Below are 13416 nucleotides of genomic sequence, written 5' to 3'. Positions count from 1 at the left end.
GCAGTTCCGGCCGTTCAACGGGGAGGCGCGAAGGGTTGCGTCTCCACATCGTTCGGGCAGGCCTAGTAATGCGTGTGGTTGACCACGCTGTTTCTTAGATATTCCACATCCTTTTTCGAATCCTTGCCGCTATGCACGGCGCTGCGGCTGCCAAAAACACTCAGCCGCCCTTGGCTCAGAGTGATGACTTCCTCTGCGCCCTGACCCATGAAATCGAACATGTGGAAGACCATATCCGGGAAGTAAAGCTCGCCGGTGCCCGCGTCGTTGAGGTGGAATTTGTGCCAGAATAGCCAGGTGGAGCCGTCGCCGCGCCAGTTACCGCGCACGAAATCGGGGTTGCCATTGAGGGGGTTGCCGGGCCATTTTGTTACCAGGTTGCCCGTGTTGTCGAACCAGTAGAGCTGGCTGGAGAGGCCGGGCTCGTCGGCGGCGCGGTTGCCGTAGGTGCGGCCGCCAATGACGACTTGGGGGCCGGGTACGTTCTTCAGGAAATTGCCCACAGCGAGCTGCTGGCTGTGCTCGGCGGTGTTTTGCCAAATGATTTTGCCGGTCATCGCCTCGTAGATGAATACGCCGGTTTCGCTATTGGCGGTGGCGATGTCGAGCTTGCCGTCGCCGTTCATGTCGATGAATTTGTAGCTGTCGGCGTGGTCGTGGTTGTCGGGCAGCAGGTCGAAGCGGTTCCAGATTTCCTGGCCCTTGGTATCGAGCAGGAGGGAGCCGACGAGCACCTCATCAAGGCCGTCGCCGTTGAGGTCGATGGGGTAGATGTAGTGGCCGAGGTTGTCTTTTTTGCGGTGCTCGATGTGCTGCCAGAGCTGTTTCAAATCGGCCGAGTAGGCGGTCACGTTTTCGGTGCCGCCCATGTCGGTGTAGGCCACCAGGTCGTTGGCCGGGCCGGGGTGCAGGTGCGCGATGGCCAGCCGGAAGTTGTTGTAGGCGTGCGGCAGCGGCTGGGTGGGCCACGCCGTTTTGCGCAGGATGCGGCCCGTGCGGCCATCGGCCACCACCAGCCATTCCTTGCCGTCGATGAAGCGCCAGTGGACGACTTCGGCCCGGCCATCGTGGTCGAAATCCCAGAGCACGCCGGGCGCTTCAAATTCCGAACGTTCCTTCACGTACTCGGCGGGCGCTTTATACGCCCACAGCTCTTTGCCGGAATTATCGAAAACGTGGGCAGAGAAGTCCGGTTCCAGCACCATGAAATCGGTTTTGCCGTCGTTGTTCACATCGCCAAATTTCACGGCGTTGGCGGGCGGAATGGTGTATTGCTTTAGCAGCTGCACATCCTCTGGCAACTGGTAGGGCCGCACGTCTTCCTCCTTCAGATTGGCGTTTTTGCTCAGCACCAGAACGTCCACGGCCGCGCCCATTTCGATGCGCGTGAGCTTCACGTAAGCCAGTCCGGCGGGCAGCTCAAACGTGCCGCCGGCCTGCCAGCTCAGTGGTCCGCGACCAAAAGTGGCGGCCGTCACCTTATCGTTGATGGCGACTTTGAAGCTGGTGTTTTTCTCACCTTGGCTGCGCACGAATAGCGTGTACGTGCCCGCTTCCGGTACCTGCACGCGCACCTGCATGTTGGTTTTCGATTTCAATACCAGGGCCGTGTTGTTGAAAATCCAGGGGGCGTGCAGGGCGTTGGCATCGGCGATAATGACGCCCCGTGGAATTTCCTGGATGAAATCCGAGGCCGGTATGATGACCGTGGCCGGCAGCGGCGCGGGCCGGCCGGCGGGCAACGATTGGGCGCTGGCATTCAGGCTCAGCAGGTACGGCAGTAGCGAAAGGGCGAGTTTTCTCATAGCAGGTGGCAGTAGCGCGAACTTTTAGTTCGCGTAGCCGAATGGGTGTAACGGCGTGGGGACGCGAACTAAAAGTTCGCGCTACTTCAAATACTTGCGCAACGCTAGCCCTTTCGTGGCCCGGATTCCCTCCGCCACGGTAGCCGCGTTCAGCATCGCGCCGGCCTCGATGGTGTGCGTGTGGTCTTTCGATGTGAAGTAGACGGTGCCCACTTTGGCTTCGCCTTCGCGGTCGTATTTATCGGCCACCAGCCGGTTCAAATCGATGAAATAAGCCCCGCCCTGCTTGGCGGCTTCGGCGGCCCATTTGGTGTAGCTGTCGATGGCGCGGGCCACCTTGCCGTCCTTCCACACGTTGCGCGGGATGAGCGAGCAGACCACCGGCGTGGCCCCTTTGGCTTTAGTTTCGGTGATGATTTTACGGAGGTACCAGCCGTAGCTGTGCACCACTTCCTGCTGCTTGGTGATGGGATTGTAGAGGTTCTGGCTTTCCTCGCCGTTGCTCTTGATGGTGCCCCGGGCGCGGGAAGTATCAACCAGTGCGCCGTCGTCGTTGTGGCCGAACTGCATGATAACGAAGTCGCCGGGCTGGATTTTGGCTCGCACCGCTTCCCACAGGCCCTTGGTTTGGAAGGTGCGGCTGCTGGTGCCGCCCAGCGCATCGTTCTCGATGCGGATGCGGATGGTGTCGAAGTGCGCGGGCAGGTAGTTGCCCCAGCCCCAGAGGCCGCCGTCGCCTTTGCCCTTGCCGTTTTTCACGGTGGAGTCGCCGATGAGGTAGAGGGTAGGTTTGCGCTTGGCCAGCGGATGGGTAAAGCTGGCCAGCAGCAGGGCTACCAGCAGCAGGCCGTAGCCCAAGCTGGCGCGGAGAGGTAGGTTGGGTTTGGGGGATTTCATAAACCGCTTACTTCTTCAGGTACTTGCGTAGCGCCAGTTTCTTGTTGACTTTGATGCCGTCGACCACCGATTCGGCGTTGATAATTGCGCCGGCTTCGTTGGTGTGGGTGTGGTCGCCGGGGAAGAACTTCTTCACTTCCACCGGGCCCAGTTGGTCGTATTTCAGGGCGGTGATTTCGTTCAGATTGATGAAGGCGATGCCTTCCTGCTGCGCCACTTCCTGGGCCCACTTGCCGAAGTCGTTGCTGGCCCGAATGACCTTGCCATCCTTCCACTCGTTGCGCGGAATCATGGAGCAGACCACCGGCGTGGCCCCTTTGGCCCGGGCCTCGCGGATGAATTTGCGCAGGTACCAGCCGTAGGTGTTCACGGTTTCGGGGTGGCCGTCGGGCCACACGAGACTCTTGGTTTCCTCGCCGGTGCCGCGCAGTACGCCGCGCCGGCCGGCCTTGGTGGTATCGGGCGGGCTGCCCTCGTTGTGGCCGAACTGCATCAGCAGAAAGTCGCCGGGCTTGATGGCGTCAATGGTGGTTTTCCAGCGGCCTTCGGTGATGAAGGTGCGGGTGCTGCGGCCGGCCTTGGCGTTGTTGCGCACCTTGATTCGGGTGGTGTCGAAGTAGGCGGCGATGACGTTACCCCAGCCCGCCTGAGGCGGGTTCGGGTTGTTCACCGTGGAGTCGCCGATTAGGTAGAGCGTGGGCGGCGCAGTGGGCTTGCCGAAGGCGCAAATCAGCAACAGCAGGGCGGCAGCGGCCAGCAGATGCCGGGGGAGCAGGGGCTTTTTCACGGGTGGGTTTGGGGGAGGAGAGGCAGCACGGTATTCGATAGCCAAATGTTGGACGGAATGCGGGCGGCGGTATCCTGCACCTACCTGCACTGCGGGGAGCCGCCGCAGATGCTAAGTGACATCCGGCGCGCGTGGCGGATGCCACTTAACGGCCTTAAAAGCACCCGCCGCGCGCGTTCGGCCTCACTTACCCTCCTGAGTAGCATCCGCCGCCGGCGTCCAGCTATTCCTATCCCCTCAGGTATGGCCTGCCGTCGGCGTCCGGCCTATTTCATCCCCTCGCCCAGAAAAAAGCCGGGGTGTGGGGGCTGGTTGTAGCCCACGTTTTCGCGGGCCACGCCGAGGCGGTAGGCGCGGTCCTGCATCAGCGTGACGAGGCGGTGCTGGGTGGGAATCGAGGTGCTGAAAATGAGCAGAGCCGAATTGTCAGCGGTGCGCCACACCACCTCTTCGCGCCAGTCGCCCAGCAGGTCGGCGCTGAGGCAGGGCGTGGCTTTGGTGCCGTTGCAAGAGGCAGCGTTGAAATCCTTGCCTTCGAGTAGCTTGGTGAGTTGGCCGGCTTGGTAGTCCCATTTTTCCACGCGGGTGTCGTTCAGCAGCTCGCGCAGCAGGTCGCCATCCCACCACAGACCGAAATTTACGGAGCGCGGCGAAGGGCCGATTCGTTCGCCTTTGCAGCTGAGTAGGCCCAGCTCGGGGTTGCTCACCCACATTTCCGCGCCGGGGTAGCGCGGGTCGATATCGGCGGCCATGCCCCGGCCCACGTCCTCGCCGGGCAGTTTCGAGAACAGGATTTGGCCGGTGCCGGCGGCGTAGAGAGCCGCGCCGGGGCCGTTTTCGTGGCCGGGTACCTTCTCCTCGTTTTCGTGCACGCCCCAGGCTTCGAGGCCGGGCAGGCTGGGGTCGAAGTCGGAGACGTGCAGGGCATCGCCGTGGCGCAGGCCGGTGCTGAACAGGCCCGTGCCGTTGTCGTCCACCACCATCGAGCCGTACACGATTTCATCTTTGCCGTCGCCGTCCACATCGTTCACGCTCAGGCCGTGGTTGCCCATGCCGGAGAACGGGTTCTGGCCGTCTTTCGAGTCGAATACCCAGCGCGAGGTGAGCTTGCTGCCGCGCCAGTCCCAGGCGGCCAATACGGTGCGGCCGTAGTAGCCGCGGCACATCACTACGCTGGGGTGCTGGCCGTCGAGGTAGGCCACGGCGGCCAGGAAACGGTCGACGCGGTTGCCGTACTGGTCGTTGCCGCCATTGCCCCCGATGCCACCCCAGCCGCCCAGCTCGCCCCGCGCCGGCAGGTAGGGTGTGGAGGCCAGCGCCGCGCCGGTTCGCCCATCGAACACCGTGAAATACTCCGGCCCGGCCAGGATGCGGCCGTACCGGGCGTCGCGGGCCGTGGGCACGCTTACGCCGTCGGTGGGCACGGTGAGGGAGCGGTAGTCCTTCTTGTCATCTCCGACGATTTTGCCCGCGCCGTCCACGGTGCCGTCGGCGGTTTTGCAGGCGATTTCGGCCCGGCCGTCGCCGTCCAAATCATAGGCCATAAACTGCGTGTAGTGCGCCCCGGCGCGGATATTCCGACCCAGGTTGATGCGCCACAGGCGGGTGCCATCCAGCTGGTACGCATCGAGAATAACCGGGCCGGTGAGGCCACTGGAGCCGTTGTCGCGGGCGTTGGTAGGCTCCCATTTCAGCACGATTTCGTACTGGCCGTCGCCGTCGAGGTCGGCGGCGCTGGCGTCATTAGCAGTATAGGTGTACGGGCTGGTTTCGGCCCCGCTGCTCACCGTGCCGCCCGGCGGCGGCTGCAGCGGCAGGCGCAGGTAGCCGTCGGCCCACGTTTTGGCGGTGGCTGAGGCATCAGCAGGAGCATTGGCGGCTCCCGCGACTTGTTTGGTAGCGCCGCCAGCAACTCGTACTGAGTACGTAGTTGCCTGGCCCTTTTTAGCGGTTTCATCCAGCCAGTTGGTGCCGGCTGTGAGCGGCTGCTTGTTCAACTTGACTGCCGTTGCGCCGGTTTGCCGGTACACATCAAAGCCCACGCCGGGCGCATCACTCACCAGCAACCGCCAGCTCACCAGTACCTTGCCATCAGGGCGCGCCACCGCCACTAGCCCCCGTCCCAACCGTTCGGGCTGCGCCTGCGGGGCAATGGTTGGCGGGGCCACTTGGCGGGCACCCAGCAGGCCGGTAGCCAGCAAAAAAACAGCAAGGCGGTGATTCATAAGGATGAATAAAAAAAGCCCGGCCCCCATCTATTCGATAAGGCCCGGGCTATTGAGGGCAAGCATTGAAATGGCGGCTATTCGTTGGCGCTGATGGCGGCCGTGTCCTCTACCGGTGCCTTATGCTCGGGCGAGCCCAGATAATTGCCGTAGCCCACCACCACCGTAGACAGCACCACGGCAATAATGCCCAGCGTCACTGTTCGCATGGTGCTACGGTTGGCCCCGCGCCACTCGTGCAATACGAGGCCCCACATGCTGCTGAAGGCGATGATAAAGGCCATGTGCAGCGTCCAGCCCGAGAAGCGGTAGGCCCCCATCTGGCTGTCGCCCATGCCGTAGAAAAAGAACTGGAAATACCAGGTAGTGCCCGCCAGCGCGCAGAAAATGATATTGCGCAGGGCCGGGTAGGAGGGGTTTAGGTAGTCAGTATAGGTCTTGTTTTTGACGTTGAGGTAGAGGCACCAGATGGCGTTGGTGGTGAGACCGCCGGCCAGAATGATGACCAGAATGGCGTTATTCACAAACAGCGGGTTGGTGCCGTTTTTAGCGGCCAGTTCGGCAATGGGCTGCCCGGCCGTGAGCCCGAACGAAAAGCAGGCGCTCATGATGCCCGAGAACACGGCCACCATCAGGCCCTTTTTTAGGTCGAATTCAGCAATGGATTCCTGCTTCTGCTCCTGGGTCAGGGTCTTTTCTTTCAGCAGGCCCGCCCGGCCGCAAATCAGAATACCCAGCACGCACACGCCCAGCCCTAGGATGATGTACCGGCCTGAGTCCGTAGCCAGCAGCGCGCCCATCTTGCCCTCATAAATGGGAGGAACCAGCGTGCCAAACACCGCGCACAGCCCCAGCGTGACGGCCATGCCCAGGCTCAGGCCCAGGTACCGCATGGCCAGCCCGAACGTGAGCCCGCCCGTGCCCCACAAAATGCCCCAGAAATACGCCCACGCAATGGTGGAGTTGTCGGCCTGGTGCAGCACGTCGAACAAATGCGGCACCGTAAGGTAGCCCAGCACCCACGGCGCTACCAGCCACGACACAATGCCGCCCACCAGCCAATAGCTTTCCCAGGCCCAGCCGTTCACCTTCTTATAAGGCAGGTAAAAACTGCCGGAGGCAAAGCCGCCCAGCGCGTGAAGGATAACTCCCCAGATAACAGCCATTGCTACGTTCGGTATGGTAAGGTATTAGGCAAAGCTGCCGGGTAAGTGAGGACAAACCCTCCTGTGCTCTCCTGAACGCGAAATAACGCCGGATTTCGCGCCTTTCGGAGCCGGGCCGGGCGGGTAATAATTTTTTTACCTCCAAGCAGGAGAGTGCAGGATGTTGGCCGTTAGCCCTCCCGGCACCTTTGTACCATCGCAAACCTATTTCGAATTCTGGTTAACGCATCTGCACCTTATCTCATGGAAAAAACCCTCACTTTCCAGCACGTCAGCTACCTCTGGGACGAAGCCAAAGCCGCCGAGCTGGCGGGCGACGAAGTAGCCCTTTTCCTCTACCGCTCCAACCTGCTCGGCGCGGATTTGCGCCTGACCAACTACGCCGGCGGCAACACCAGCTGCAAAATCCAGGAAACCAATCCCGTCACCGGCGAAGCCGCCGAAGTAATGTGGGTGAAAGGCTCGGGCGGCGACATCGGCACGCTCACCAAAGCCGGCTGCGCCAACCTGTACGTTGAGAAATTGCACCAACTCAAAGGCCGCTACCGGGGCCTGGAGTTCGAAGACGAGATGGTGGGCCTGTTCGAGTACTGCCTCTTCGACCCCAAGTGCGCCACGCCCAGCATCGACACCCCGCTGCACGGCCTGCTGCCCTTCAAGCACATCGACCACCTGCACCCCGACGCCCTGATTGCCATCGCGGCCAGCAAGGACGGCGAGCAAATCATGCACGACATCTGGGGCGACACCATGGGCTGGCTGCCCTGGCAGAAACCGGGCTTCGATCTCGGTTTGCAGCTCGAGAAAATCGTGGCCGACAACCCCGGTCTGCGCGGCGTCATCCTCGGCGGCCACGGCCTGTTTACCTGGGGCGACACTTCGTATGAGTCGTACCTGAACACGCTCGAAGTTATTGAGCAAGCCGCAACTTACCTCGAAGCCAACTACGGCAAGAAAGCCCCCGTTTTCGGTGGGGTGAAGCGCGAGCAAACCCTCGATGCTACCCAGCGCCGCAACGCCGCCGCCGCCGTGATGCCCGTGCTGCGTGGCCTCGCCAGCAGCCAGCGCCGCATGCTGGGCCACTACACCGACGACGCCCGTGTGCTCGAATTCGTGAACTCGCACGACCTCGCGCGCCTCGCCGCCAAAGGCACCAGCTGCCCCGACCACTTCCTGCGCACCAAAATCCGTCCGCTCGTCCTCGATGCCGACGTGATGCAGGGCGACGCCGCCAGCGTGAAAACCTATCTGGAAGCCCAGTTTGAAGCCTACCGCAAGGACTACGCGGCTTACTACGAGCGCAGCAAGCACGCCAATTCGCCCGCCATCCGCGACGCCAACCCGGTCATCATCCTGTGGCCCGGCGTGGGCTTGTTCTCCTTCTCGAAAGACAAGCAGACCGCCCGCGTGGCCGCCGAGTTCTACACCAATGCCATCAACGTGATGCGCGGGGCCGAAGCCGTGAGCACCTACCAGGGCCTGCCCGAGCAGGAAGCCTTCAACATTGAATACTGGTTGCTGGAAGAAGCCAAGCTCCAGCGCATGGCCCCGCCCAAAGCCCTCTCGGGCAAGGTGGCCTACGTGACGGGCGGTACCGGCGGCATCGGCAAAGCCATCTGCGAGGAACTGCTGAAATTCGGTGCCTGCGTGGTGGCCGTCGACCGCGACCGCCTCGAAGAAACCCAAGCCGACCTGCGCAAGCAATTCGGCAAGGACAGCACCATCACCGCCCCCATCGAAGTAACCAGCGCCGAGAGCATTGCCGAGTCATTGAAAGCCGGCGTGCTACAGTTCGGCGGCGTCGACATCATCGTAAACTGCGCCGGCCTGTCGATTTCCAAGCCGCTGGCCGACACCACCCAGGCCGACTGGGATATCCTGAACGACGTGCTCGTGAAAGGCCAGTTCCTGGTGAGCCAGGCCGCCGTCACCATCATGCGCCAGCAGGCGTTGGGTGGGGATATCGTGAACATTGCCAGCAAAAATGGCCTCGTGGCCGGGCCGAATAACGTGGCCTACGGCACGGCCAAAGCCGCCCAGCTGCACATGAGCCGCCTGCTGGCCGCTGAGTTGGGCGCGGATAAAATCCGCGTCAACACCGTGAACCCCGACGCCGTGCTGCGCGGCTCGAAAATCTGGGAAGGCGACTGGGCCGCCGGCCGGGCCAAGGCCTACGGCATCACGGTCGAAGAGCTGCCCCAGCACTACGCCAAGCGCACGCTGCTGGGCGAGGAGCTGCTTTCGGAAGACATCGCCAAGGCCGTGCGCGTGTTCGTGGATGGCTCGCTGAGCAAATCCACCGGCAACGTGCTGAACGTGGATGGCGGCGTGGCCATGGCCTTCGTGCGTTAGCCTGTTGCAGCGTTAAGCCTGATAACCTGGCGTCCCGATTTTAGAATTGGGGCGCCAGGTTTTTTGCTGCGATAGTATTGGCTAGCGCGCGTGCGGCTGGCATTGCCGAAAAGGCTACATTTGGGGTACAGCCTCTGAATACTGCCTTTTTCTCTCCTTATACCACCTCGCTGAATTCTGCCGCTGCCAAACGGGTTTATCCGTAGTAGCGCGGCCGAAATTCACCTGACTTGCCCACCACCCGGGATGTATCAACTCCAACTAAAGCCCCTCGATAAAACGCCGAAGTACAAGCAGATTGTGCAGTCGGTCATCATGGATATTGAGCGTGGCGTGCTGAAAAACGGCGACCACCTGCCCAGCATCAGCGAGCTGAGCGTGGAGCACTACCTGGCGCGCGACACGGTAGAAAAAGCCTACCGCGAGCTGCGCGAGCGCGGCTTCATCACCTCGGTGCAGGGCAAGGGCTACTACGTGGAAACCAGCGATAACTCGAAGCTGAAAATCCTGCTGGTGTTCAACAAGCTGAGCTCCTACAAGAAAATTATCTACTACGCTTTCCTCGAAACCCTCGGCGACCGCGCCACCGTCGACCTCCAGATTCACCACTACAACGTGAATCTTTTCCAGGAAATCATCGAGAAGAATCTCGGCAAATACAACTACTACGTAGTGATGCCGCACTTCACGCTGGATACCGACAAAGCCATTTCGCGGGCCATTCTCAACACCATTCCCAGCCAGGAATTGGTGCTGCTCGATAAGGACATTCCCGAGCTGACGCACGACTGCCTGCGCGTGTTCCAGGACTTCGACAAGGACATTTTCACCGCCCTCGAAAAAGCTGAAGACCTGCTGGAAAAATACTCCCGCCTGGTCCTCGTGCTGCCTTCTGATGCCAACCATCCCGAGGAATTGCCTTGGGGTTTCCGCTCTTTCTGCCTGATGCGCAACAAGGAGTTTTCGGTGGTGGAAAACGCCATGAACGAAGTGGTGCAGGCCGGCACCGCCTACGTGGTAATCCGCGAAACCGACCTGGTGGAGTTGGTGAAGAAAATCCGCCAGACCAGCTACCTGCTGGGTCGCGAAGTAGGTATCATCTCCTTCAACGAAACGCCACTGAAAGAGCTGCTGAACATGACAGTGATTACCACCGACTTCGAGGCGATGGGCCGCACGGCCGCCACCCTGCTGCTGGAAAAGCAGCGCGTGAAAGTGAAAAACCCGTTTTACACGATTCGGCGCGGGTCGCTGTAGCGTGGACTCTGCGAGTCCGCGCATGGTACGTTCCATTCGCACCCGTTCGCGCAACCCCGCTCATGCGAGGACTCGCAGAGTCCACGCTACACCCCTCTGCGGGGGTGAGGTTCCCCGTGGGCGTCGATAAAACTTTCCGCCCGCAAACAGGAGAGCCCAGAACAGTTCCGGCCAATGGAAACGGGTAATTTGTTCTACCCAACCAACACCGGACATTATTCTCTCGCCAACTATGTTCTCCGACCAACGCCTCGCCGAACTCAACCAGCCGCTGCTGGCCGAGCACCAAACCCAGTTCCAGTACACGGCCGAATCGCCGCGCCTGCGCCACGCCGATGTGGCCGCCGTGGTGCAAAAGCTGATTGATTTCCAGGTCGCCATCCCGAGCTGGGCGCTGGGCACGGGCGGCACCCGTTTCGGCCGTTTCGCGGCCGGCGGCGAACCTGCCACGCTGGAAGATAAAATCGGCGACGTGGGCATTCTGCAAGCCCTCAACCGCTCGTCGAACTCCATCTCGCTGCACATTCCCTGGGATATTCCGCAGGACATTCCCGGCCTCCAGCAGCTGCTGAAGGAGAAGGGCCTGGTGATTGATTCGGTGAACTCCAATACGTTTCAGGACCAGAAAGACCAGCCTCATTCCTACAAGTTCGGCTCGCTTAGCCACACCGATAAAGCGGTGCGCGAACAGGCCATTCAGCACAACATTGACTGCGTGCGCTACGGCCGCCAACTCGACGCCAAAACGCTGACCGTGTGGCTGGCTGATGGCTCAAATTTCCCCGGCCAGTCGCACTTGCGCCGTGCTTTCTCGCGCACCCAGGAGTCTCTGGCTTCCATCTACGAAGCCATGCCTTCCGACTGGACCATGCTGGTGGAGTACAAGCCCTACGAGCCCAACTTCTACTCGATGGTGATTCCCGACTGGGGCACCTCGCTGGCGCTATGCCAGGCGCTGGGCCAGCAGGCGCAGGTTTTGGTTGACCTCGGCCACCACCTGCCCAACACCAACATCGAGCAGATTGTGGGCCGTCTGCGGCAGTTTGGCCGCCTCGGCGGCTTCCACTTCAACGGCTCAATGTACGGCGACGACGACCTGACCACCGGCAGCATCAAGCCGTTCCAACTGTTCCTGATTTTCAACGAGCTGGTGGATGCCGCCCTCGATAAATCGGTGCCCGCCGAGGCCGTGGCCTACATGATTGACGCCAGCCACAACGTGAAAGACCCGCTGGAAGACCTCCTGCAATCCGTCGAAAACATCCTATCCGCCTACGCCAAAGCCCTTTTAGTAGACCGCGAAGCCCTCGCCGAAGCCCAGGATGCCAACGACGTGGTGCGCGCCGAGGAAATCCTGCGCGACGCCTTCCTCACCGACGTGCGCCCGCTGGTATCGGAAGCCTACCTGCGCAGCGGCGGCGCGCTGAATCCCCTCGCGGCCTTCCGTGCTGAGGGAGTGCGCGAGAAACTCATCCAGCAGCGCGGCAAGCACAGCGTATCCACCGGGCTATGAGCACGACAATGAAAAAGTCAGTCTACGCCGTTTTCGACATTGGCAAGACCAATAAAAAGCTGATTCTTTTCGATGAGAACCAGCAGATTATTGACGAGGAGCTGCACATCTGCACCGACGTGCTCGATGATGACGGCTTCCCCTGCGACCACCTGCCGCGCCTCACCGAATGGGTGCAGTCGCACTGGAACCAGCTCCGCCACCACCCACACTACACCGTGAAGGGCGTGAATTTCACGGCCTACGGCGCGAGCTGGGTGCACCTCGGGGCCGATGGCCAGCCCATGCTGCCGCTCTACAATTACCTCAAGCCGATGCCGGCCGAGATTGAAGCGCAGTTCTACGCCTCGTTGAATCAGTCGCCGGAGGAGTTCGCGGCCGATACCTGCTCGCCGCGTTTGGGCCTGCTGAATTCGGGCCTGCAGCTCTACTGGCTGAAATACGCCAAGCCGGAGAAATACGCGCAGATTCACACCTCGCTGCACTTGCCGAATTACCTCTCCTACCTGATTTCGGGCGAGAAATTCAGCGACTTCACTTCCATCGGCTGCCACACGGCGCTGTGGGACTACAAGCGCAACGACTACCACGAATGGGTGCGCCGCGAGGGCATCGACGAGAAGCTCGCGCCTCTTACTCGCGATTCTATCGCCTCCGTGGTTGATGGCATCCTCGTGGGCGTGGGTCTGCACGACAGCACATCGGCCGTTATGCCTTACCTGGCGGAGAATGATGAGCCGTTCGTGTTGGTGTCTACGGGCACGTGGTCGGTCACCATCAACCCGTTCAACAGCAATTCACTTACCCCCGAACTGCTGCGCCGCGACTGCCTCAGCTTCATGACGCCCCGGGGTGAAGCCACTCGCGCCGCCCGTGTATTCCTGGGCCGCGAGCACGATTTTCAGGTTGAGCGCATCGCTGCGCACTTCCACGTCAAGCCCGATTTTTACCGCTCCATTGTGCTGGCCCGGCCGTATGATGAAGCCTCCGCCGGCTTCCGCCCAGCATGCATGGCCGGCACCGGCCCCTTCCCCGACCAGCCGGCCGAGGAGTGGGACTTGAGCGGCTTCCGTACCGCTTCGGATGCCTATCAGCACCTCATGCACGGGCTGATTAACATCCTTTTGGAGTCAATTCACCTCGTGTGGCAAGGCGAAAAAACCATCTTCGTCGACGGCGGTTTTGCCCGCAACCCGCTCTTCATGCAAACGCTGAGCTGGAACTTCCCGAAGGCGGAAATCCGCACGCTGGAGGTGCCGCAGGCCACGGCACTGGGTGCCTTGGTGCATTTGGAGCAGGGCGAGGCGCTGAAGAAGACGCAACCGCTGTTTACGGATGAGGATGATATGCCACTGGCGGCAGTGCGCGGCGATGCCGCGCCAGTGGGCAAGTAGCGAGGCAATTGCCGGTCCGA

Annotated in this window: 9 protein-coding genes; 4 read left to right on the top strand and 5 right to left on the bottom strand. The window is 61.3% G+C overall.

Going from position 1 to position 13416, the window contains the following annotated elements; translation table 11 throughout:
- Nucleotides 1–62: 62 nt before the first annotated feature.
- The 5 genes from ACYU70_RS06380 to rhaT all read right to left on the bottom strand — a co-directional run bounded on the left by ACYU70_RS06380 (nucleotide 63) and on the right by rhaT (nucleotide 6880).
- A complete protein-coding gene (locus tag ACYU70_RS06380) occupies nucleotides 63–1805 on the bottom strand; it encodes a hypothetical protein (RefSeq protein ID WP_342298351.1) in 1743 nt (580 codons plus the stop codon).
- A gap of 81 nt (nucleotides 1806–1886) precedes the next feature.
- Nucleotides 1887–2702 carry a rhamnogalacturonan acetylesterase gene (locus ACYU70_RS06375; RefSeq protein WP_342298349.1) on the bottom strand — a complete coding sequence of 272 codons (816 nt, stop codon included), beginning with the start codon at nucleotides 2700–2702 and terminating at the stop codon, nucleotides 1887–1889.
- Between the two features lie 7 nt (nucleotides 2703–2709).
- Entirely contained in the window at nucleotides 2710–3489 is a 780-nt protein-coding gene (locus ACYU70_RS06370; protein ID WP_342298347.1) for a rhamnogalacturonan acetylesterase, read from the bottom strand.
- A gap of 266 nt (nucleotides 3490–3755) precedes the next feature.
- On the bottom strand, nucleotides 3756–5714 hold the full coding sequence (locus tag ACYU70_RS06365; RefSeq protein ID WP_342298345.1) for a rhamnogalacturonan lyase: 1959 nt from the start codon (nucleotides 5712–5714) through the stop codon (nucleotides 3756–3758).
- Between the two features lie 77 nt (nucleotides 5715–5791).
- On the bottom strand, nucleotides 5792–6880 hold the full coding sequence (gene rhaT / locus ACYU70_RS06360) for an L-rhamnose/proton symporter RhaT (RefSeq protein ID WP_342298343.1): 1089 nt from the start codon (nucleotides 6878–6880) through the stop codon (nucleotides 5792–5794).
- Between the two features lie 243 nt (nucleotides 6881–7123).
- Between rhaT and ACYU70_RS06355 the strand changes: the two genes are divergently transcribed.
- The 4 genes from ACYU70_RS06355 to ACYU70_RS06340 all read left to right on the top strand — a co-directional run bounded on the left by ACYU70_RS06355 (nucleotide 7124) and on the right by ACYU70_RS06340 (nucleotide 13396).
- Nucleotides 7124–9232, top strand: a complete 2109-nt coding sequence (locus ACYU70_RS06355; protein ID WP_342298341.1) for a bifunctional aldolase/short-chain dehydrogenase — start codon at nucleotides 7124–7126, stop codon at nucleotides 9230–9232.
- A gap of 246 nt (nucleotides 9233–9478) precedes the next feature.
- Entirely contained in the window at nucleotides 9479–10489 is a 1011-nt protein-coding gene (locus ACYU70_RS06350; RefSeq protein WP_342298339.1) for a GntR family transcriptional regulator, read from the top strand.
- Nucleotides 10490–10721: 232 nt separating this feature from the next.
- Nucleotides 10722–12002 carry a TIM barrel protein gene (locus ACYU70_RS06345; RefSeq protein WP_342298337.1) on the top strand — a complete coding sequence of 427 codons (1281 nt, stop codon included), beginning with the start codon at nucleotides 10722–10724 and terminating at the stop codon, nucleotides 12000–12002.
- 8 nt (nucleotides 12003–12010) lie between these two features.
- On the top strand, nucleotides 12011–13396 hold the full coding sequence (locus ACYU70_RS06340) for an FGGY-family carbohydrate kinase (RefSeq protein ID WP_342298335.1): 1386 nt from the start codon (nucleotides 12011–12013) through the stop codon (nucleotides 13394–13396).
- Nucleotides 13397–13416: the final 20 nt, after the last annotated feature.

The sequence above is a fragment of the Hymenobacter segetis genome, assembly GCF_054776495.1.
The sequence above is the reverse complement of the archived record's forward strand: the minus strand, read 5'-3'. Positions and strand labels throughout refer to the sequence as shown.